We start from the raw sequence: 21488 nt of genomic DNA on the forward strand, positions 1-21488 counted from the left end.
AGGTCGCTAGAGGTGGCGATGATACATCAATAACAAAATCCGTAGGGGGGAGGCGTGGGGTGGTGTGTGTTGGGGTGTTTTTGTTGCCCCCAAAGCTTGCTGCCCCCAAAACCACAAATTTTCTTCTTTTTGCCATTGCTGTGCTTCCTGCACATAGGGGGCAGCACCTACTGATGTTGATGCTGGTGTACTGGTACTAATTTGATTACTTGGCAAGTGCGATGAGCCTGTGGGTAGCGTTACTGTAAATGTCGTTCCTCTACCCAAGACACTTTCCACGTTTACAGTACCGCCATGTAAGTGAACGAGTTCAGCCACCAAAGCCAGCCCAATGCCTGACCCTTCATGACTCCTTGCCTGTACGCTTCGTATACGGTGAAAGCGCTCAAAAATTCGGGGTAACTCTTGGGGAGCAATGCCTGTGCCTGTATCTCGGATTTTTAGCTCTACTTTGTCACCAATTGGGTGTAATGAAACAACAATTTCACCAACAAAGGTAAACTTGAACGCATTGGAGATTAAGTTAAGAACAATTTTCTCCCACATTTCGCGGTCTACATACACGGAGTTGCTCAGGGGCGGACAATCCACGATTAATTGCAGTCCTGCTGTTTCAATAGTTGAACGGAATACTGAGGCTAACTCGGCTGTGAATTGGGCTAAATCGGTTGGCTCATAAACTGCTTGTATTCTGTCTGCTTCAATTCGGGAGAAGTCAAGTAAGGTATTGACTAGTTTGTGCAGTCTCATCGCGTTTCGTTGCACAATATTAAGTTGTTCGCGCTGTTCGGGCTGTAGTAGACCGTGTGTTTCGGCGATGACTTGCTCAAGTGGATTGAGCATCAACGTTAAAGGCGTGCGAAATTCATGGCTGACGTTGCTGAAGAAGGCTGTCTTGGCGCGGTCTAATTCTGCCAATGCCTCGGCTCGCAGGCGTTCTTCTTCGTAAGCACGAACATTCGTCATAGCGGTTGTCAGCTGTCCGGCAACCAATTCAAAGAATCGCCGATAGTCAGAGTCAAGCCAAAGGTGAGGGCTGATACCTGCAATCAGCAAGCCAGTAAGACGATCTTGCCCTGGTTGGATCAAGGGCAAAGCCAGAGCAGAAACGGGTTTTGTCTTAGGTAGTTCTGTGTTGAGAGGGACGCTGTTGCAATCCTTGTGACTTGCAATCTCCACCAGCTCAACCTGTCTGGTATGAATTGCTTGTGCAAACGGAAATTCCAGTTTTTCTGATGCGCTTATATCAATGACGCGGGGAAGGGCATACCAGTCTTTGTCCCATCCGGTCGTTCCACAAAGCTGAAGACGCTTTCCATCATCAGCAAGCAGATAGAGTACCACAAAAGGAATGTCAGCCGCATTGTGCGAAAGCGTTGCGATCGCAATTTGGCAACACTCCTCCAACGTCTTTGCTGCTCCAAGCTTTGTTCCTAAATCGCTGAGTGTTCGTAGCCGTCGAGAGCTAATCACTTGTGCAGTTGTTTCCATTATGGGATGGAAAATGCCCGCAACCTCACCGCTTTCATCACGAATGGGACTAAATGAAAAGGTCAAGTAAACTTCTTCAAGGTAGCCATTGCGATTGATAAACATTTGCATATCTTCAACATAGGCAGGTTGTCCCGTCTGGAAAACACCTTCAAAGAGCGGATCGAGAATGTGCCAAATTTCTGACCAATGCTCCTGTCCCGGACTACCCAATGTTTGAGGATGTTTGGCACCACAAATCGGGCGATAGCTGTCATTGTAGAGTTGGATTATCTCTTGTCCCCACAGCAGGCAAAGGGGGAAATTAGAAGATAAGCAGATACTCACGGCTGTTCGCAAACTTTGCGACCAAGACTCGACCGGGCCCAACGGCGTTTGTGACCAGTCGAGCGATCGCATCAACTCACCCATCTCGCCACCACCCGCAAATACATCCAAAGCGAGAGCAGCTTTCTTGTTTTCGGTTAAGCTGTCCATGTTTCCTGGGGAAAAGATATCTACTTAAGTCTGAAATCTTTCAGCTAAGAAAATTCTAAACTGTTACTGAATTGATATCAAATTCCAGCTTTGTAAAAAACTAAAATTCCTTCCTTCCCTGCTCTTTGAACAGCCTCCCCTGCGATAAGATTGCTTCCCTTGCTCACTTTTCACTTCGTCCTGCAAGCTGTGCAACCATTGCAATTAACTCCTTTGGTTCAGCAAGTTTATGCAAATGCGACTGAAAACCCGCTTTTATTGCCTTTGCTCGGTCTTCTGCAAGATAAGCTGTTATAGCACCGGCAGGAATTTGCCATCCTTTCTGAGCTTCTAGTGCGCGTATTTTCTTAATCAAAGCATAGCCATCTTCATCGGGCATTCTGATATCACTGAGTATCACATCGGGGCGCGATCGCTCTACTTCCAAGAGCGCCTCTGTTACTGTAGTAACTGTTGTTACTACAACTCCATGTTGCATTAGCACTGCTGCAATCAACTCACGGCTATCGGCTTCGTCATCTACAAACAATACGCGTAAGCCATCCAGCCCATTGGGTTTTTCCATAGGTGCGCTCAAGGCAGGTATCTGCTGACTTGCTGCTAATTGCTTGTACTTAGTAATATCATGTACACATATTTGTAATACATCCAATCCTCTAGAAGTTTCTCGCCCAGGCTTCACCAAAAGTATTGCATCAAAAGCTTGACCCTCAAGGGGACAGATAGATATTTCCCACTCTTGCACAGAGTTTACATTCAACGACTGCTTTAGTTTGGTAAGAAACAATAGACGATCTTTTTTCGATACAAAACTTATTAATGATTTGCCAATTAATAAATTGGGCAACACATTTAACAATGCAGCAGCAGCGTTATTTATTTTTATAACTATTCCTTTAGCATCTGTAAACAAATACGCATTAGGTGCAAATTCAAATAAATCATGATAAATCTTACATTCTGCTATTATCGTCTCATTTTGTTGCAGCAGTTTTTCTTGAACGTCTTTCATTACTTCTAAAGTAGTCTGCATTTCTTCTTTGAATACTTCTAGATTCTCTATAGAAGCAGTAACAGCTTTTAATGCAGCGATTGCTTGTTGTCCTGGCAACTGCATTATGTATTTTTCCAGTTCCTGTATCTGCTGCAAATTTTTTTTAAAACTATAGGTAAACTCTTCTTTACTCACAACTAACTTTCCTTTTTACTACTTACGACATACTCAACTAACAAAATATCTTTAATTATCTTTGCATCTATATTTGATTACTCTTGAAATTTTAAAACTTTTCCCTGAAAAGTGCTTATATATTCAGGATATTTTCAAATAATATTGCTTTTCATTGTTAGCAATTTTACTGAACATTTTTTTGCTTTTAACAAATCACAATACTAATTATACCGAATTTTAAATTTATGAATAACTTAATAATTCTTAAAAATAAATGATTTTTATTAACTTATGTATAATTTTATTTGTATATAGCTTTCAGCATTATCTCATGTCAAATAACGCTCTTATTTGTCGTCAGTTGCTGAGAATTGAAGCAGTTTCATGTTTAAATGTGCAATTTAGTATGATGAATCATTGCCACAAGTTAAAGGCAACAATAAGCGGCTGACTACTCGATTATCTGGTAATTGATAAATTTGCAATTCTCCGCCTAGTTTGTGCATGAGGTTTTGGCAAATCAGCAGGTGCAAAGCTGGTGGTTGATTGAGGTTTGAGAAAGCAAGCAAATCTTTGGGTGTATCTGGGTGTAGTTCTTGAAGTAGCTGTGGGTCAATGATGCCATTATCTGTAATTGATACTTCTAAGAAGCGCTGATCTAAACGGCGACACCAGATATCAATTCTGCCACCGCTTGGAGAACGATGACATGCTCCCAGCAACAATTCATGTAGAATTAATTCTATTTTCACGATATCGCCAGCGATCGCTATTGTAGTTTTTCCTGTAGGCTGAACTAAACCGCTTTGTTCTGACTCTTGAATGCCAATTGATTGCCCTAAACCATGCACGCTTACCCACAGCCTTTGCTGTTTAATTAAATTATCAATTCGTTCGAGCGATCGCTTAAACAAACTAGCTATTGGCATTGTTTCACAGCTAAAAACCAACTGCCACTGCTCCAGTTTTAACAGTCCTGTCATCGAAGCGGTTGTATGATCTAATTGCCGCAGCAGTTGCTGACAACGCATTTGAGCCAGTTCAGTAGCCGGAACGCCTAAATCATGAATTTGACCGAGTAACAACGTTGTCGTTCTTTGAATGTCTTCTAAACGACGATGTTTGTACCAATTGAGTTGTTGTAATTTCTCGGTTGTCGATTCAAGACTTTGAGTGATTTGCAACCATCGCCGCGACCAAGCTAGTTGACAAACTAAACTTTCTGTGGTATAAATACTTTGTTCTGACCAGCGACGTTCTGAATTGTCTGCCATCAACACTACACCTGTAGGTTGATAATCAGGACTGGTACGTAATGCCATCACCAAAATTTGACCGATGTCGATACCATTCAACCATTTCTTGGTATCAGGTGGTAAATCATTCACGCTCAGAGTTAATACACCATCAGTAGCAAGCGCCCACTGAATCAAAACTTCTGTTTGAATCGGGACAAGTGCATCCAAAGCGATCGCAAACCGATTATTGGCAATTAGTCCCGGTATAATTTCTGCAACACGCTGATCGGGCGACCAAGATAATAATATCGCCAAAGGACAACCGAGAAGAGATGCGATTTGTTGTAGTGCTGTACGTTCTAGATGCTTTTCTTCTTCGGCTGTGGCGTATGCCTGTTCCGTAATCCGAAAACATTGCTGAAAAATTTGTAAAATTTGTTGCTGCTGCTGGGTATTTGCTTGTAACTGCCACTGACGGACAATCACACCAATTTGTTGAGCGACAATTTGCAAAAGCTCTTTTTCTAAAGTTGTCCAAGCGCGGTTAGTTTCGTGAGCAATTATTAAAAGCGTTTCTGGTGCATGTTTGGCAGTACAATTACTAATTAAAAGCGATCGGACGTTATTTTCCAGCAACGGGGAACGCCAGTTAAAAAAGCGCAAATCTTCCTCAAAGTTTTCTATCCCCACTGCTACCGTAGCACGTTGCAAAAGCTGTGAATCAACTTCTTTGAGAGCATCGAGAGTAAATGTCAAACATCGGCGATTAACAAGCTGGCTTTGGTAAATAAATTGATAATTATTTTGGTCTGGGTTGTACTGTAAGAGTAAAAACCAAGTTGCCTCTAAGCGCTGCAAAACTTTTGCCGCACAGTTGCGTAAAATTTCTTCCAGATCGCGATCGCTATAAATAGCTTGGGCAACTTGACTAGTTAACTGAGAATCAAGTTGAACTTGATTGATAGTACTTTCCATACTTTGGGTGGGAGCAACTAGAGAAATTAACCCAGCAGCACTTTTGAGGAAACTTGTCTCAGCTTCCGTCCAAATTCGCGCTTCATTCGCTTCCACTGCCAAAAAGCCAAGCAAATCTTTTTGCCAGATGATGGGGGCTGCCAAAAGCGATCGCACTTGCAGCCGTTGCAGCAACTTTCCGGTAAAATTACTTTTGAGAGAACTACGCGCCTCACCAATCGAGACAATTTGATTGACCGACAAAGCGTAGTAAAAATCGCTAAACTCCTGTACCGTAATTCCCGAAGGTTGCTGATTGCTGGTATCGCTAATACTCTTTGATTGATTGCTCACCCGTCGCCAAAAGTAACGCCCTGACCGCGCAAACCAGTAAATACTGGTGCGGCTAGGAGAGATAAATTCATGAGTTGCCTGTACTACTGCTTCTAACTTTGGTTCTAAATTATTTAGGGTTTGCACTCGCTCCAATAATTTAATCAAAGGCTCGTCAAGACGCTTGATTTGCTGATGCTGCAAATTAATCTCACTTTGATACAGTTCCGCTCCCAGTTCGCCTAAAACTATTGATAGCTTTGCTTTGTCTTCCCCCCCCAGCAAGTAACCCCAACGTTCTGAACCCAGCAACACCACACCCAAACAACGGTCTTTATAACGAATTGGCAAAAAAATAGTTCCTTGAATGTTGTATTTTCTTGCTAATTCCTGCCATTCCTCCGCTCTATTTTCGGCTCGCAAATCGGCTACAGCCAACGGACGCTGTTCAATTACTATTTGCTCTGATAAATCTCCGGGACTGAGAACCACGCGCTGTTGTAAAACAGTGGTGTCATTACCTGGCGTAAAGCCTCCTTTACCAAACAATATATGATTAAGTCTGTCGTAAAGAGCAATCCAAATCAATTTAAAGTCAAACTGCTCTTTTAGATAAGAAATAGTAGTTTCAATCAGAATATCAACATTATCTTCTTCCCTAAGGCTTTGCAGGACGCGACCCAAGGAAAAAATTTGTGATTCGGCGACTATAGGTTTTTGGTTCTGCGCCATCTAAATTATGAGTCAATATAGCTTGTAATATATAGGATGCCCAGAAAAGCACTCAGACTAATATTGCAACTAGTGCTTGCACTCCAGTTATGGGAAATTAAAGTAATTCTCGTTATTATAAAGTGGTAAAATTTTGATAAACTCAAAATATCCGGGTTTAACAGATAAAAAAGCAGGCTGTTGTATGTTAATCCCTATCAGGGATTGAAATGGATATTTATCAAGTTGCTATTCGTCCTCTTTTATTTAATCTGGTAAAAGCAGATCCAGAGTGGTTGCACTCCACAACGATTCGCAGTTTAAAATGGCTGTCGCAAACAAGCAATAATCCACCCGCTAGTTGGATACATCACCGCTTGCAGCAGTCTTTGTGTCTTGAGGATACACGTTTAGAACAAACTTTATTTGGGCTAAACTTCCCAAATCCTCTTGGGTTAGCTGCTGGATTTGATAAGGATGGAGTTGCATCTGCTATTTGGTCGAGTTTGGGTTTTGGCTTTGCCGAATTAGGAACTGTCACTTACCACCCACAGCCAGGAAATCCCCGTCCTCGTTTGTTTCGCTTGCCGTTGGATAAAGCCGCTCTTAACCGCATGGGTTTTAATAATAATGGTGCGGCAGCGATCGCAAAACTTTTGGCAGAAAGCCAGCAGAATTTAATCTCAATACCAATAGGTGTAAATTTGGGTAAATCTAAGGTAACACCCTTAGAAGAAGCCGCAATAGATTATCTCAACAGTTTTCGCTTACTTAAGAATTGTGGAGATTATTTTGTGGTTAATGTGTCTTCGCCGAATACGCCAGGGTTGCGATCGCTTCAAGATGCCGCTATGCTTAGTTCTATCTTGGATCTCTTGCAAAAAGAAAACACTGCACAAAAACCTATTTTTGTCAAGATAGCACCAGATTTAGAATGGGAAGCGATCGCTGACATAATTTCCCTGGCTCAGACATACCAGCTGGCGGGGATTATTGCTACTAATACGACCATCCGGCGCGATCAACTGAAAACGCAGGTTATTGACCAAACCGGCAAACCTGTAAAAGAAGAAGCGGGTGGAATTAGTGGTGTGCCATTAGGCGATCGCTCCACAGAAATAATTCGGTTTATTGCCGCGCAAACCCAAGGTAAAATGCCGATAATCGGCGTTGGCGGCATCTTTTCCCCAGAAGACGCTTGGGAAAAAATTATTGCTGGCGCTAGTCTCATCCAAGTTTACACAGGCTGGATTTACGAAGGTCCCTTTATGGTACGCCGTATTCTTCAAGGCTTGCTTTCCAAATTAGAACAAAACGGACTAAATTCCATCTCCGAAGCCGTAGGAAAAGAGGGGTTAGGGGCTAGAGTCTAGAAGCTAGAAAGTCAAAATTACTTTTGTCTTTAAATTATTAAATTGTAACTTCTTACTAGCCCTCAGCCCCCAGCCCCTACTCCCTACTCCCTACTCCCTACTCCCTTCTTCCTCCAAAGGAAAAAACTCCTTATTTGTCCGGGAAAAACTCCAAGCAATCCCATCAGGATCTCTGCTGCGACTCCACTCAGAAAAATCTGGATCGTTTCGTCGCTTATATACCGTACTGGAATAAACATTTAGCCGTTTAGCCAGTTCCGATTGGATAAGAGAGCCAAAAACTAACTGTTTTTCCAGAGGTTTTTTTACTTCCTCTGTAGTTGCTTGTGTTAATGATTCAGCTTCTGCTTTTTCCTTTTGTACCTCAGGTAACGGTGCTGCCAGTAATTGTGCATTAATGGCAACAGGTTTAGAAGCAAGTTCTTTAATTGGCTCGCTACTGTCAAGTATGCTGCCGAGAATGCTACCAGTGATGAAATGATAGACCGGACTGCTGTCTTCATTCAAAATGCTAGCGCCAAATTCCGTGGCTTTAGTATCTAGATAACGTTTCGCCGTTTGCCCAGAAAAATTGCCCTTCATTGCCAAATCCATTGGCGTAATTCTGCCCTGGCTTTCCCGAATCATTTTATTGAAAATCGGGTTAACTTCTTGGCACCACTTTTGCCATTTATAGCGCTGCCAAAGATTAAAACCAGCTGTCAGCAAAATAACACCCAGCAAAACTCGCCAGGTGGAAACCAGAAAAATAATTAAAAAAGAGATTGGCAAAAGTAGAGCGAGAAAACCCTTCCCGCCGCTTTCTATGGATTTTTCACTCATGCCGATTATTGCCCAGTGACTTTTTGGGAAATAATATTATCTTGGCAAAAATCGGCACGTTTGTTTGTAGTATTTGGCAAAATGTAGCAAATTTGCCGACAAAGAGGGGAAGGGGGAGGGGGGACAGGGGGACAGGGGGACAAGGAGGACAAGGAGGACACTGGGGCAGGGGGACAGGGGGACAAGGAGACAAAAAGAATAATTCTTTTTCCCCCCACTCGCCCCATCCCCCACTCCCCCCATCCCCCCCTCTCCCCCATCTCCCCCTAAGGGCAACGAGGATGAATGCCACCTTGAGTGCAAATGTAAGCCAGTTGCTTGGGATCTAAATTTTTGACTTGAGTAAAATCAACTCCCTGTACTACAGCAGATTGTGCGCCGAGTGCTGGCGTTTGCACAAATTGATCTGCCGGATCTTGTTTGCTAGGAGCAAGAATTGTTCCCTGAAAATCAGCGCCAGTCAAATTTGCTCCCCGTAAATCTGCAAGGCTCAAGTCGGCATTCCGCAAATTAGTATTAGACATCTGAGCCGATCGCAATATAGCACCAGTCAGGCGAGTCGCACTTAAGTTAGCATCGCTTAGATTGGCGCGATCCAAATAAGCTCCTGATAAATCCGATCCTTGCCAATTAGTTTTAATTAAGTTAGCAAAAGATAATTGCGTACCGATCGCAATCACCCGACTTAAACTAGCAGCATACAAATTCGCTTCGTTTAATTTCGCTTCGCCCAAATCAGCCCCAGTCAAGCTCGCATTTTCCAAAACTGCACCCCGCAGATCCGCTCCCACTAACTGAGCGCTGCCAAGTTTAGCACCAACCAAACGCGCATTGGATAAATTAGCTCTGTTGAGAGTAGCACGTCTCAAATCGGTACCGATCATCAAAACGCGGCTGAGGTTAGCATCGGTGAGATTGGCTTGTTTGATTTGAGCGCCACTTAAATCAGCAATTGAATCGTCGTAAGTATCCCAGCGTCCATCTTCACCTGCACCCCGGAAACGACTACTTTTAAAACTCGCAGAATTCAAATTTGCGAATTTGAAATTAATTCCCGATAAATCAACATTGTTTAATACCAAGTTGAAGTTGGAACTATTCCCAGTGCCGCTTTGTCCCAATTGAGTGCGACTCAGATCGAGGCTGTTGATTCGACTGCTGTAGACAGCTAAAATCTTGTTAATCGCTCGCTGATTGATATGTAACTTTGTTTGTCGCATTTCTCTATCTTGGGGCGAGTTGCTGTTAGCATTTATCTCACCAGCAAGAAACTGATTCATGCGTTTTAAATCGGGAATGGCTTCCGGACCGATATTTACCAACGCTTGTTGAATCGTATCAAGTAAAATGGGGTTGGTTTCTTTAGCTAACAGACTCACCAAAAATTCCATCGCCTGCGGGTTATTCAGAGTACCCATTGCCAAAATTGCACTTCGGCGTTCCTCATCGCTAGCGGTGGAGTTGGGAGTTAACTGTTTTTCGAGTGCGAGAAACTGTTGTCTTTTACCTCGATCGGCTTCGCGCTTAGTTTCCTGAGTTTGGATGTAAACTTGAGTAGCTACTAAAGTTCCTAACACGGCAACCATACTCAGAAGTGCTACCCCAAACAAAGGCAGACTGGGGTTTTGCCGCATCCGTCCCCAGAGGTTAAGCCGATCGACATATTCTAAGGCGATCGCTTGTTCCTCATCTTGTGTCAAGCTAGGCTGATTACTACTAGCTAACACCGGGGGTGTAAAGGGGCGATTAGCATCTATGGTGTAAGTACCCGCCAAGCGATCGTGTAGTGCCCGCCTAGGCTCGTGCTTCGACGGTAAACCCATCCCTTCTGCCAACCAAAGCAAAGCAATTAATCCCGTAAAAGCACTTAAATTAGGAAAGAATAAGCTGTATCTCCATACCAGATAAGCGATGGACATGGGCACAGTCCAACGACCAATTCCTTCTCGCACCAAAACAGCCGCGAAACCGGGAGGTGCGCCTTTGTCGTTAACAACCCGAACCCCAAACCAACGCTTGGGAATGGTGCTACCAGTTTTAGCCAGTAAATATAATTGCCAGCCAGAGACTGTCAGGGGAGCTAACAAAGCTACTGTCCACAAAAAGTTAGTGGGCCATGCTACATTTCGCGTACCGTAACTTACAGGTAGAGCCAAAGGTTGAGCGATCGCTCTTTCAGTGACTACAAGCACCGGGTTGAGTGGTACTCGGTCTAGATCGCTTCGAGAATTCGCGTATACACCCATACCGAAGGGAATCAACCCACTGGTAACTACCAATGTAATTTCAGCTACCCAAGCAGCAATACGCTTAGTTCCCAAGGGTAGAAAATTCGATTTTTCCGGTTCTTTTGAGTTGCTGGTTTGATGATTACTTCTCCTCACACTTGGAATCGCCATTACATAATTCCCTTTAAGTTTATTTCCACACCACTATCGATTATGGATGACAACAATACTATTGCTTGCGTTGAAAGCTACCGGACACAAAAAATTTGTATCCAAGATACACTAACCCTGCCAACACTGCCAGACTGACAGCAGACGCAACGAGTTTGAAAACCGCTTGCAGCATCGCCAAACCCAATAAAACACTTACGCTCCCTACAGCAAGTTTTCCCGTTACCGAAAGGCTTTTGAACCAGATTTTAAATCTCTCTAACTGCGGCTTCCAGGCAAGAAAATTCAACTGAGATGTCTGTTTTTGTGCTTCTGGCTGCTCAACCACTACTTTTGGAGACGAAGAGTTCATTTCTTCCTCTAACTGTTGAAGGCGATGCTGCAAATCATCTTCTCTGTTTCCTTGAGGATTCATAAATTTTTTACCTTAGCTAGGATACTTGTGAAATCACAGATTTTTGAAAATCACTTGTGATTTTCTCATCTGTGTATAAAATACCTTTCTCTTCAGGGAAAAATTATGTTTTTTTGTTGTTGGTTTTTAGGCGATCGCCATCACCGATCGCATTTACCTTCTTGAATCTTTAGTCATGTAGTGATTTATTTGGCAAAGAAAAAATTATACGCCACACTTAGAAACAAAAAATCAATTGCCAGTGTCTACCAACTCAAGCTATGTATATCAATATCGCTATCTAAATTGGGGGCATTAGCAGATGAAGACGCTTAAGCTATTTACGGTTGTTCCCGCAGTATTGGCGATGAGTTTGGTTTTCACCAATGTTACTTTGGCTGAAGCACCACTTGTAGTAATCAAACCCAATTCCCAACCCGAGCCACTGATTGTCAATGGCAAGTCAGGGGGAGAAAAAAAAAGCAATTGCGGTAACATTGCCACTGCACCTAATCAAGTTATCCAGATTACAGATCCACTACCTTACTTGCGATTAACAGTTGAAAGCCCTGGAAAGCCGACACTGCTGATTGACGGTCCTGGAGGGCGCTTCTGTGTTTTAGCGGATAGTTACTCTGGAGGCAAGCCAGAAATTTCAGGTTACTGGCAAAAAGGGAATTACTCAATATATGTCGGTGAGCTATCCCAACGACAGTATAACTATAGCCTTTCATTTTCGCAACAAAAGAAGTAGTCAAAAGTCAAAAGTCTACTGAAGCCGATGCATAACTGTTGACTCTTAACCAAATCATGCAGGAGTACAGTTCTTGCTGGGAGCAAGGGGGAAAAGAAGGCGATGCGAAAATTAATTGTCCCCTGTATAGAAAGCAATCTGGTTGCATGCGAACGTATTTATTCGTGGAACCTCCCCCTCTCCCCTCCGAACCGTCCAAGCCCCTCCATTCATGGATGGGGTTGCCCCCCTGCTCCCCGCTAGAAAGCTCCCCTGCCTCTTCCTTGACCATTGACTAATCTTCAATCGATTGGGCTGGCACTTCCACTGCGGTAACATCAATTGTCCCTTCTGGTGTGAAACGCCGAAAATGTTTTTGTTGCACCAATAATTGCTCTCCACAGTTAGGACACTGCAACGGAGTATTATTTAACCCGCTAAATTGATACGTACAGACGGGACACTGGTCATTAACCAAGTTGCGTTGTAGCCACCAGCGAAACCCAAAGAAAGCTAAAACGGGTGCCAAGAATAGCAGCCCAAAAATAATTAGCAGCGAATTTACCAACCAGCCCAAGCCCAATGACCCCAGCAACCAGATAACTGCTACTACAGTCAGCCAAGGGCGGAGATTTAAAAGATTTAACTGTAAGGATTTAAGGCTCATTTTTTAAATGTTGTCCTGCTCTCCTTCTAGGATAGCGAGTTTGCAACATAGTCAATAGTTCAGAGTCAATGGTCAATGGTCTTAACTCTTAACTCTTGATGAAAGTTGTTGCAACCGCTGTTGGAAGGCTTCCATACCGAATATAGCGATCGCTTGTTCTCGCAACCACTCGCCATCACAACGTTGGTCATCACCTTTGAGAATTTCTAAACAAGCCGCCGCCACTGCATCACTATTACGGTGCGGTACTCGCCATCCTAGTTTACCATCTTGTAAGGGGTCAGCAGAGCCATCATCATCACCTGATAGCACCGGCACTCCACAAGCCATCGCCTCTAAATAGACAATGCCAAAGCCTTCTTGGGAGGGCATAATGTAAGCATCAGCGAGACGGTAGTGTTCGATTAGCTGGGAAGTAGGGACGAAACCAGCAAAAACAACTTGTGAACTCACACCTAAATCTAATGCTAGCTGGGCTAATCGTGGTTGATCGTCGCCTCGTCCAATTACCAAGTATTTTACTTCAGGAAAGACCCGGGCTATTTGCGGTAAAGCCCGAATAGTTACATCTACGCCTTTGTAAATATCTCCTGACCACAATCGCGCTACAGTCATTAAGACCTTGGCACCAGTTAAACCATACTTTTCAATTAATTCTGGCTGTTTGTCTCCTGGTGTAAATTTATCTCCATCAATAGCGCAAGGTAGCATCTGCACGATGTTAGGGTTTATATTATTAGCGGCACAAGCGCGATCGCGGCTGTAGCGACTTATTGTCCAAATCCCGGATGCTGATGTTAGGGCGCGACGTTCTACACTTTTAAGAGGCTCCCAAACTTCTTTACCGTAAGTTAATACAGTGTAGGGAATGCCCAACGGCTGGCACAGGGTTTGTATCAGTACCGCCAAATTGATATGACCGCAGAAAACTTGCTGGGGGCGCTGTTGCAGCAGACACTTAAGTAATGCTGCTGCCATTTTGACTCTGCCCAACTTCGGCGACTGATTCTTAAAGTAATGAAATTTTAAATGCTCAGATTCAAAAGGATTTTCACACTCACAACCATCTCGCAGTAAAAATACTTCTGCCTGTGAGGGTTCTTTTAACTTGTTATAAGCTCGAAAAATATCTTTTACATACGATTGAATTCCGCCTTCGCGTTCAAAAATTTCTAAGAATACGAAAACATGCTGAGTCTTTTTGCCAAATTTATCACTTAAGTGTGATGTTTCGTCCACTTTATTGATTAGCATTTTTATTTACAAAATATAAATTATTAGGGCATTGGGCATTGGGCATTGGGCATTGGGCATTGGGCATTGGGCATTGGGCATTGAGAATCGGATAAATTCTTCCTTGTCTCCTTGTCTCCTTGTCCCATGCCCCATGCCCATTCCCCATTACCCATTTGCTTCATACTGACGGTGACGATGTAGCAGGCGCGAATGCGCTAAGGCGCACGCTTTGCGATCGCACCACTTTGCAAACGCTCTAAATCTGTTTGTACCATTTTCTGTACAAGTTCTTCAAAGCTGACTTGGGGTTGCCAGCCGAGTTTGTTTTTAGCTTTAGTTGGGTTGGCAACTAGTTGAAAATGCTCATCCGGTCGCAGCAAATCGGTGTTAATGACTACATGGCGCGTCCAATCCAGATCGACACACTCAAAAGCTGCGCTAACTAACTCGCGAACACTATGTAGCTTACCTGTGCCAATCACGTATTCTTCTGGTTCGTCAACTTGTAACATCCGCCACATGGCTTCGACGTGATCGCCTGCAAAGCCCCAATCGCGTTTAGCATCTAAGTTGCCCATTTCCAAGGTGTCGGTTAAACCCAATTTAATAGATGCAGCCGCTAAGGATATTTTGCGTGGCACAAATTGAGGTGCGCGTAAAGGCGACTCATGATTATATAAAATTCCACTACAAGCGAATAGACCATAGCGCTGTCGATGGTGTACCATTGTCCAGTGGGCGTGCAATTTTGCTGCCGCATAGGGATTTTTCGGACGAAAGGGTGTTTCTTCATCTTGAGGCGATCTGTCTACATCCCCAAACATTTCCGAACTGCTTGCCTGATAAAATCGCGTAGACAAACCAACCTGCCGCACTGCTTCTAATAGCCTGGTAGCGGTACCAGTAATCAAATCCAAAGTTCCCAGAGGATCGTTCCAAGAATCGGGTACAAAGCTGGGAGCCGCTAAATTGTAAATTTCTTGGGGACGCAGTTGTTCTACTGCTGTCAACAGTGCCAGAGTGTCTCTTAAATCAACAGTGTAAATTTCTACCTGGTGTGCCAAGGTTCCCAGTTTCGCCAAATTTGCTTGTCGATGCGGGGGTACTAATCCCACAACTCGATAACCTCGATTAAGCAGCAAGTGGCTGAGATAGTAGCCATCTTGACCGGTAATTCCTGTGATTAAGGCTGTTTTAGTCATATCTTGTTTTTTATCCTTTCTATCTCTTTGGGCACTAAATGGCATGAAAATACTCTTATTGACTTGGAGTAATCAAGCACAAAGCGCTTCGTGCCTGTTTTTACAACTCGACGAAAGTCATTATGAAGCTTCTTTATAAAGGTTTCAAAACTGCCGGAAATTACAGTAACTCAGGCAGTTTTCGACCCAAAAGAGTCTCTCGCAGCCAAATCCTAGCAAACGAGTGACTACAACTCGAATGCTGTCTTTACGGTATTCAGTATTTTTTTTGATACAGACGTATGTTTTAAATCTTTATAATAATTCAGCAAAATTCAGTATTTTTATAGTGGCGCAGGATATATAAAGATTATCAATTTTGATATTAGGGGCAGCAGGGAATGCATTCTCCTCTTAAACCAGGTGCGCTCCCCGCTTCTTGCTTGTTCTAAGATTTTTCGCGCCTACTGCTGCCCTTTTTGACCATATTTGACGATGAGCAGACAATTTCTTCCATCTGCACCACGTTCGTAAACAACGCTGTCTGCCAAGCGTCGCAGGAGAAACCATCCGTATCCCCCTACTTGCAAAGTGCCCGGTTCTGGCTCTACTATCGCATCGGGATTAAAAGGTTTTCCATGATCCCAGATTCTAATTTCCAGCCGATCAATCCATAGAGAAACATCAATCTCAATGGTTGTTTCCGGCGGCAAAGCATGATGAGCGTGACGAACCGCGTTTGTAAAGCCTTCTGCCAATGCTAAGTTGAGGCGATAAAGTTGGCTTTCTGACCAGCCAAGTTGAGACAAGTGTTGCAGACAAAAATTCTCAAACCATTGTTGTACTTGGTTCAGAAGCTTCAGATCGCTCTTAACCCTCAGATGGTCTTGCTTCATTATACTAAGCATTGACCGTGACTTAAATATAAATGAGTGAAAATGTTTGTATCTGTTGTAGCTTAAACATTTTAGATTTTGGAATAGTATTTTCATCTATTCCAAAATTTAAAATTCCAGATGCGATCTGGATTACTAAAATTGACGCCTGTTGATTTTTCAAGAGGCAATACATCCATCTGCACTTGCTCTTGAAACTCACAGGCGTCAAAGCGCTTCTTGGCGGCTGATTTAGAACAATCCCAAGGTCAAAGATTTATCAATTGGGAAGGTAGCGCCAATACCCAACCAAAGGGTAACGGCAGTGCCAATCAAGAACACTGTGGTTGCAACTGGACGGCGGAATGGATTTTGGAACTTGTTAATGTTCTCAATAAAAGGAACGAGAATCATCCCTAAGGGGACAGATGCCATCGCAAATACTCCTAAGAGTTTGCTAGGAACCGTCCGCAAAATTTGGAATACCGGATACAAGTACCACTCTGGCAGAATTTCCAAGGGTGTGGCGAAAGGATTCGCTGGTTCACCTGTCATGGCAGGATCTAGCACAGCTAGCGCCACAATAGAGGCGAAGGTTCCCATCATGACGATGGGGAAGACATACAGTAAGTCGTTGGGCCAAGCAGGTTCGCCATAGTAATTATGACCCATGCCTTTGGCAAGTTTGGCTCTTAACTGAGGATCGCTCAGATCGGGTTTTTTCTGTGTTCCCATTTTTTGTGTGCTCTCGTGCTTAAGTTAAGTTAAAGCATTTGTAAAAGCTATCAGCTATTAGGTATTAGCTTTCAGCTTACAGATGCGAATGTTCGTTTCTTATTTCTCATAAGTTTAAAACAAACATCCCTATCTGAAAACTGACAACTGTTACCTTTTTCGCTAATAACTTCAGTTTACAAAGGACCGGAAATGCCTTGCTTGCGGATCATCAAGAAGTGAAACAGCATGAAGACCGCAATTAACCAAGGTAATACAAAGGTGTGGGCGCTATAGTAGCGAGTTAGAGTTGCTTGACCGACGCTAGAACCACCACGCAGCAAGTCGGAAATCAAAACGCCAACTACAGGAATCGCTTCTGGTACACCGCTAACGATTTTTACAGCCCAGTAGCCTACTTGGTCCCAAGGTAGGGAGTAGCCCGTTACACCAAAGGAAACGGTAATTACAGCTAGGATGACACCACTTACCCAGGTTAATTCGCGGGGCTTTTTGAATCCACCGGTGAGGTAAACCCGGAAGGTATGTAAAATCATCATTAGCACCATCATGCTGGCAGACCAGCGGTGAACGGAGCGAATGAGCCAGCCGAAGTTCACTTCGGTCATTAGGTACTGTACGGAAGAGTAAGCTTCAGTTACTGTTGGCTTGTAGTAAAACGTCATCGCAAATCCAGTGGCAAACTGGATGAGAAAGCACATTAAGGTAATGCCACCCAAGCAGTAGAAGATGTTGACGTGGGGAGGGACGTACTTGCTGGTGACGTCTTCAGCCAGCGCTTGAATCTCTAAGCGTTCCTCAAACCAGTCGTAAACGTTAGCCATACAATCTCAAGTTCCTCGAAGTCGGTTGCGGTTGATAAATTTTGCGAAGTCATAAGCGGCTAATGGCTGCTCACACTTCTGTCCCAATTAAGGATTTTGGGATTTTAGCAAAGTGCATTTTACTGCTTGTTATCTGTCAGAGTGTTAAGAATTGTTAAGAAACTTAGACACTTTACAAAGAGGGAATATATTGCGTTCTCTTTGTACCTCAACACCAGGGATGATGGACACAAAGTAGATCTTATCGTTTTCAGAGTGGGATTTACTGTCATCATTTGCCTAAATAAATTGATGAGAGCAACACTCCACTTCTATAAAAAAAGTAACATAGTCGAGAGATAGATTTCATCAATCAACAAGGCAACTAAGCTATTTTTGCTTTCTTTGGGTCACGAGTGAAGTTGAAAATGCGGTTCATGCACAAAAAGGTTTTTCGGGTTGGATTGTCACTGCTAGTGGCATTTTGCTTGGCGCTGGGGCTACTCGCTCAACCGGCGGCGGCTTTGACGGATGAACAAAAGCTGATATCAGAAGTATGGCGAATTGTCAATCGCACTTATTTGGATGAGACGTTTAATCATCAAAACTGGGCGACGGTGCGGCAAGAAGTTTTGAAGAAGCCGCTGAAGAACAGTGAAGCAGCTTATGGGGCAATTCAGAAGATGCTCAAGAGCCTCGACGACCCCTTTACGCGCTTTTTAGATCCTGAGCAGTACCGCAGCTTACAGGTTAATACATCTGGTGAACTGACGGGAGTGGGATTACAAATAGCGCTTAATGCCCAATCGGGGAAGTTGGAAGTAGTAGCACCGATCGCTGGTTCACCAGCAGACAAAGCAGGAATTAAACCGCACGATCGCATTGTCAAAATTGAAGGCATCTCCACAGAAAATCTCACCCTTGACGAAGCTGCTACGAAGATGCGCGGACCGTCTGGCAGTCTCGTCACTTTGCTGATAGAACGAGACGGAGAGGGCGAAAAGGAATTTAGACTTATGCGATCGCGCATCGCTCTTAACCCTGTAATAGCAGAATTACATTCTTCAGAACAAGGTACGCCCATCGGCTACCTTCGCCTAACTCAATTTAATGCCAACGCCTCAATGGAATTGGCACACGCTATTACTAGTCTAGAAAAAAAAGGCGCTGCTGCCTACATTCTCGACCTGCGAAATAATCCTGGGGGATTGCTGCAATCAGGAATTGAAATTGCCCGCATGTGGCTCGATTCAGGCACTATCGTTTACACAGTTAACCGACAAGGCATTCAAGGCAGCTTTGAAGCCTCTGGTTCAGCGCTGACGCCAGATCCGCTAGTAATTTTGGTTAATCAGGGAACTGCTAGTGCTAGTGAGATTCTCGCCGGCGCACTGCAAGATAACAATCGTGCCCAACTAGTCGGAGAAACTACCTTTGGTAAAGGCTTAATCCAGTCCTTATTTGAATTGTCGGACGGTTCTGGCTTGGCGGTAACAATTGCTAAGTATGAAACTCCTAATCACCGAGATATAAATAAACTCGGTATTAAACCGGATAAAGAGATTTCCCAACATCCTATTACTCGCGAGCAAATTGGTACGCAAGACGATTTGCAGTATCAAGCAGCGCTGGAACTATTGGCGAAAAATTCGCCAGTAATCTCGCATTCAATAGACTTCTGATTTGATTGGGAGAGTAATAACATCTACATTTTGACACCAGGTTGAACTGACATCAATCGTTGATGACATGTTCCATACTTTGCCAATTGTGGCGTAATTTTAGCAGAGGTGATTTGGAATGGAGAGAAAGTTAAGTAAATTTGTCCTGACACAACTACTCTTTTTAGTCATTCTCTAAATTCACCACTGCTCAAATTATTAGTAGACTTCATTTGCAAATTAACATACTGCTTCATCAAAGGTTGAATAGTAAAAAGTATTTGATTCTTATCATTTTGATGCTGTTCAATTAGAAAGCGTCTTTTTAAAGACTGGATAGCACTAAATAAATCTGTGTGTATTAGTTGCGTCTTCTCTATTAATTTCGACAGAGAAACTGCTTCAATATCTGCTGCTATTACAGAAATAACCTGTTTTTCTAAATGAGACAATCTATTAAATATCCAATTTAGTTTATATTTTAAATCTTCATTTAAAACCAGATAGTCATACTTAAATAATTCCGAAATGCTACCAAACAAATCTTTAATCATTGTAGCGGTAATTTTTAAGTATAAGGGGTTTCCTCCATAGTATTCTATTAAATTTGACCAATGTTCCTCTTCTAATAAACCTTGATTTCTAAGTATCTCTCTTGCTGCTTCACCTAAACCACTTAATTGTAATGTCCCAACTGCCCTATTTTCTCCTTCTAATTCAACTATTTCTCTAGGTTTCTCCCAACTTAATAGCAACAAACAACTTTTATGCTGTGACTCTCCCACTCGTCGAAATAGTTCTCCATAATCTTCATATCCAGATTGATAACTACCAACTAGTTGTCCGCTTCTAAAAATGGAATGCACATCATCAAGTATTATCAAACAGCGATTTTGTCGCAAATATTTCATCAGTTGAGACAGTCTAGGATTTGAATTTGTCGATAAATCTGCTTCTGTTTGGTTTGAAAATAATTGAATTAAGTCTGTCTGAATTTCTAAAAGATGTGGTTTACAACCTAAACTCCGCCAAACTACATAATCAAAATTATCCCGAATTTCTTCTAATAAATGTCTAGCAAGAGTACTTTTTCCTATACCATTAATACCTAAAATTCCAATTAAACGAAAGCTTTTTTTAATAATCGATGTTTTTAAGTTGTTCAATTCTTCAGTGCGTCCATGCAAAGGAGTAATATCGGGTGCATCATCTAAATCTTGACGCTGAGTATCAGTATTTTTCTCTTCAGAAGTTTGCTGTTGACGTGGGATGGTTTCAACCTCTGGAGGCTTTGATGTATCTGCACATACCTTTACATGACCATTTTGGACAAAATCACCAAAAATATTAGATGAAACAACAGAAAGATGCTGTCTCTCCATTGCAGAACGAAAGTTAAATTTACTAATATCTTCACCTAGTAAATCTGATAAAAGCTTCCATAATTCAGATGCAATATCTCTAACATGACCTTCACTACAGCCAAAGTCGTTTGCGATCGCTTGGTATTTTTTACCCTGATATACACCCCTTACTATAGACTCTTGCAAATCGTCTAAGTGCTTTCCAGTATGGGAATAAACTAAGCCGTCGGCGATCGTAATGACTTGTGCAATATCCATTAGCCGGATTTTCCGAGTTTTTACTTATTTTAACCCGATTTTTTCCGACTTTCTTACTTAAGCATCTGTAAAATTGCAGAAAATCTCCGACTTGATCCGACTTATTCCGATGGCAGTAAACTTTAAGTTCATGTAATGATGCTACTATAAGATGCTTTTTGTCAACTATCTAATAACATATACCTTGCGTCATATGCAGCCAGAGCTAAGATCCCAGAATACATAACCTCTGAAAAGTTTAAAAAGACTCGGATATCAATTCCTGTTTTTTCTATAGAACAATACATAATGTGGAAAACACAAAAATGAAAAAACCAATTGGTGGAATTCTTTTACTTGCAGGTATCGGATCTTCATTTTATGCAATGAACAAATACAATTCTTTTGGTCAAGTGCTTGGGAGAGCTGCTGGCACAGGTTACTACGACGCTAGTTTAATTCCCTTAATTTTCTTTGGTTTTATAATAGCAAGTGTAGGTGTTACGTTATTTTTTATACCTAGCAAAAAATGACCTAAAACTAGATTAATGACACCATAAAGTCTCAGATAAAACTCTACACGACACAATCCATTTTTTACACCCGTGGGTTCGCAACGTTTACAAAAGTGTT

Annotated in this window: 19 protein-coding genes; 5 read left to right on the top strand and 14 right to left on the bottom strand. The window is 42.7% G+C overall.

Going from position 1 to position 21488, the window contains the following annotated elements; genetic code table 11:
* Positions 1-6 precede the first annotated feature (6 nt).
* The 3 genes from AABK37_RS17475 to AABK37_RS17485 form a co-directional block, all read right to left on the bottom strand.
* Entirely contained in the window at positions 7-1968 is a 1962-nt protein-coding gene (locus AABK37_RS17475) for a GAF domain-containing sensor histidine kinase (RefSeq protein WP_432552824.1), read from the bottom strand.
* Positions 1969-2131: 163 nt separating this feature from the next.
* Entirely contained in the window at positions 2132-3157 is a 1026-nt protein-coding gene (locus tag AABK37_RS17480; protein ID WP_432552825.1) for a response regulator, read from the bottom strand.
* Positions 3158-3540: 383 nt separating this feature from the next.
* Entirely contained in the window at positions 3541-6396 is a 2856-nt protein-coding gene (locus AABK37_RS17485) for a GAF domain-containing protein (protein ID WP_432552826.1), read from the bottom strand.
* Between the two features lie 209 nt (positions 6397-6605).
* On the opposite strand from AABK37_RS17485, the gene AABK37_RS17490 reads away from it, so the two are divergent.
* Positions 6606-7748, top strand: a complete 1143-nt coding sequence (locus AABK37_RS17490) for a quinone-dependent dihydroorotate dehydrogenase (RefSeq protein WP_432552827.1) — start codon at positions 6606-6608, stop codon at positions 7746-7748.
* 90 nt (positions 7749-7838) lie between these two features.
* Here AABK37_RS17490 and AABK37_RS17495 read toward each other — a convergent pair whose 3' ends face one another.
* Positions 7839-8570 (bottom strand): hypothetical protein, encoded by a 732-nt coding sequence (locus AABK37_RS17495; RefSeq protein ID WP_432552828.1) that lies wholly within the window; start codon positions 8568-8570, stop codon positions 7839-7841.
* A 23-nt stretch (positions 8571-8593) separates the two neighbouring features.
* Here AABK37_RS17495 and AABK37_RS17500 point away from each other — a divergent pair, with 23 nt between their 5' ends.
* Positions 8594-8899 (top strand): hypothetical protein, encoded by a 306-nt coding sequence (locus AABK37_RS17500; RefSeq protein WP_432552829.1) that lies wholly within the window; start codon positions 8594-8596, stop codon positions 8897-8899.
* On the opposite strand, the gene AABK37_RS17505 is transcribed toward AABK37_RS17500, so the two are convergent.
* Positions 8837-10969, bottom strand: coding sequence for a pentapeptide repeat-containing protein (locus AABK37_RS17505; RefSeq protein WP_432552830.1), 2133 nt, complete (start codon positions 10967-10969; stop codon positions 8837-8839). The genes AABK37_RS17500 and AABK37_RS17505 overlap by 63 nt on opposite strands.
* Before the next feature lie 58 nt (positions 10970-11027).
* Positions 11028-11384 (bottom strand): hypothetical protein, encoded by a 357-nt coding sequence (locus tag AABK37_RS17510; protein WP_432552831.1) that lies wholly within the window; start codon positions 11382-11384, stop codon positions 11028-11030.
* Positions 11385-11685: 301 nt separating this feature from the next.
* Between AABK37_RS17510 and AABK37_RS17515 the strand changes: the two genes are divergently transcribed.
* A complete protein-coding gene (locus tag AABK37_RS17515) occupies positions 11686-12117 on the top strand; it encodes a hypothetical protein (RefSeq protein WP_432552832.1) in 432 nt (143 codons plus the stop codon).
* Between the two features lie 274 nt (positions 12118-12391).
* Here AABK37_RS17515 and AABK37_RS17520 read toward each other — a convergent pair whose 3' ends face one another.
* The 7 genes from AABK37_RS17520 to petB all read right to left on the bottom strand — a co-directional run bounded on the left by AABK37_RS17520 (position 12392) and on the right by petB (position 17614).
* The gene (locus AABK37_RS17520; protein WP_039737525.1) at positions 12392-12763 is read right to left on the bottom strand and encodes a hypothetical protein; all 372 of its coding nucleotides are present in this window, start codon (positions 12761-12763) and stop codon (positions 12392-12394) included.
* Positions 12764-12844: 81 nt separating this feature from the next.
* Positions 12845-14017 (bottom strand): glycosyltransferase, encoded by a 1173-nt coding sequence (locus AABK37_RS17525; RefSeq protein WP_432552833.1) that lies wholly within the window; start codon positions 14015-14017, stop codon positions 12845-12847.
* Entirely contained in the window at positions 14004-14165 is a 162-nt protein-coding gene (locus AABK37_RS17530; RefSeq protein WP_432552834.1) for a hypothetical protein, read from the bottom strand. The genes AABK37_RS17525 and AABK37_RS17530 overlap by 14 nt, the downstream gene beginning before the upstream one ends.
* Before the next feature lie 49 nt (positions 14166-14214).
* Positions 14215-15201 carry a GDP-mannose 4,6-dehydratase gene (locus tag AABK37_RS17535; RefSeq protein WP_432552859.1) on the bottom strand — a complete coding sequence of 329 codons (987 nt, stop codon included), beginning with the start codon at positions 15199-15201 and terminating at the stop codon, positions 14215-14217.
* A 443-nt stretch (positions 15202-15644) separates the two neighbouring features.
* Entirely contained in the window at positions 15645-16088 is a 444-nt protein-coding gene (locus tag AABK37_RS17540) for an ATP-binding protein (RefSeq protein ID WP_432552835.1), read from the bottom strand.
* Between the two features lie 219 nt (positions 16089-16307).
* Entirely contained in the window at positions 16308-16790 is a 483-nt protein-coding gene (gene petD / locus AABK37_RS17545; RefSeq protein WP_039737518.1) for a cytochrome b6-f complex subunit IV, read from the bottom strand.
* Between the two features lie 176 nt (positions 16791-16966).
* Positions 16967-17614, bottom strand: coding sequence for a cytochrome b6 (gene petB, locus AABK37_RS17550; RefSeq protein WP_432552836.1), 648 nt, complete (start codon positions 17612-17614; stop codon positions 16967-16969).
* A gap of 407 nt (positions 17615-18021) precedes the next feature.
* On the opposite strand from petB, the gene ctpA reads away from it, so the two are divergent.
* Positions 18022-19275, top strand: a complete 1254-nt coding sequence (ctpA, locus tag AABK37_RS17555) for a carboxyl-terminal processing protease CtpA (RefSeq protein ID WP_432552837.1) — start codon at positions 18022-18024, stop codon at positions 19273-19275.
* 167 nt (positions 19276-19442) lie between these two features.
* On the opposite strand, the gene AABK37_RS17560 is transcribed toward ctpA, so the two are convergent.
* The gene (locus tag AABK37_RS17560; RefSeq protein ID WP_432552838.1) at positions 19443-20876 is read right to left on the bottom strand and encodes an NB-ARC domain-containing protein; all 1434 of its coding nucleotides are present in this window, start codon (positions 20874-20876) and stop codon (positions 19443-19445) included.
* Between the two features lie 305 nt (positions 20877-21181).
* On the opposite strand from AABK37_RS17560, the gene AABK37_RS17565 reads away from it, so the two are divergent.
* A complete protein-coding gene (locus AABK37_RS17565; RefSeq protein WP_432552839.1) occupies positions 21182-21388 on the top strand; it encodes a hypothetical protein in 207 nt (68 codons plus the stop codon).
* Positions 21389-21488: the final 100 nt, after the last annotated feature.

Source organism: Tolypothrix sp. VBCCA 56010 (genome assembly GCF_050875635.1).
Taxonomy (GTDB): domain Bacteria; phylum Cyanobacteriota; class Cyanobacteriia; order Cyanobacteriales; family Nostocaceae; genus Hassallia.

Excerpts from the sequence above, each read along its gene's own strand:
- AABK37_RS17475 (WP_432552824.1), bottom strand. The coding sequence starts at position 1,968 with ATGGACAGCTTAACCGAAAACAAGAAAGCTGCTCTCGCTTTGGATGTA.
- AABK37_RS17485 (WP_432552826.1), bottom strand. The coding sequence starts at position 6,396 with ATGGCGCAGAACCAAAAACCTATAGTCGCCGAATCACAAATTTTTTCC.
- AABK37_RS17490 (WP_432552827.1), top strand. The coding sequence starts at position 6,606 with ATGGATATTTATCAAGTTGCTATTCGTCCTCTTTTATTTAATCTGGTA.
- AABK37_RS17495 (WP_432552828.1), bottom strand. The coding sequence starts at position 8,570 with ATGAGTGAAAAATCCATAGAAAGCGGCGGGAAGGGTTTTCTCGCTCTA.
- AABK37_RS17505 (WP_432552830.1), bottom strand. The coding sequence starts at position 10,969 with ATGGCGATTCCAAGTGTGAGGAGAAGTAATCATCAAACCAGCAACTCA.
- AABK37_RS17510 (WP_432552831.1), bottom strand. The coding sequence starts at position 11,384 with ATGAATCCTCAAGGAAACAGAGAAGATGATTTGCAGCATCGCCTTCAA.
- AABK37_RS17515 (WP_432552832.1), top strand. The coding sequence starts at position 11,686 with ATGAAGACGCTTAAGCTATTTACGGTTGTTCCCGCAGTATTGGCGATG.
- AABK37_RS17520 (WP_039737525.1), bottom strand. The coding sequence starts at position 12,763 with ATGAGCCTTAAATCCTTACAGTTAAATCTTTTAAATCTCCGCCCTTGG.
- AABK37_RS17525 (WP_432552833.1), bottom strand. The coding sequence starts at position 14,017 with ATGCTAATCAATAAAGTGGACGAAACATCACACTTAAGTGATAAATTT.
- AABK37_RS17530 (WP_432552834.1), bottom strand. The coding sequence starts at position 14,165 with ATGGGGAATGGGCATGGGGCATGGGACAAGGAGACAAGGAGACAAGGA.
- AABK37_RS17535 (WP_432552859.1), bottom strand. The coding sequence starts at position 15,201 with ATGACTAAAACAGCCTTAATCACAGGAATTACCGGTCAAGATGGCTAC.
- AABK37_RS17540 (WP_432552835.1), bottom strand. The coding sequence starts at position 16,088 with ATGCTTAGTATAATGAAGCAAGACCATCTGAGGGTTAAGAGCGATCTG.
- petD (WP_039737518.1), bottom strand. The coding sequence starts at position 16,790 with ATGGGAACACAGAAAAAACCCGATCTGAGCGATCCTCAGTTAAGAGCC.
- petB (WP_432552836.1), bottom strand. The coding sequence starts at position 17,614 with ATGGCTAACGTTTACGACTGGTTTGAGGAACGCTTAGAGATTCAAGCG.
- ctpA (WP_432552837.1), top strand. The coding sequence starts at position 18,022 with ATGCGGTTCATGCACAAAAAGGTTTTTCGGGTTGGATTGTCACTGCTA.
- AABK37_RS17560 (WP_432552838.1), bottom strand. The coding sequence starts at position 20,876 with ATGGATATTGCACAAGTCATTACGATCGCCGACGGCTTAGTTTATTCC.
- AABK37_RS17565 (WP_432552839.1), top strand. The coding sequence starts at position 21,182 with ATGAAAAAACCAATTGGTGGAATTCTTTTACTTGCAGGTATCGGATCT.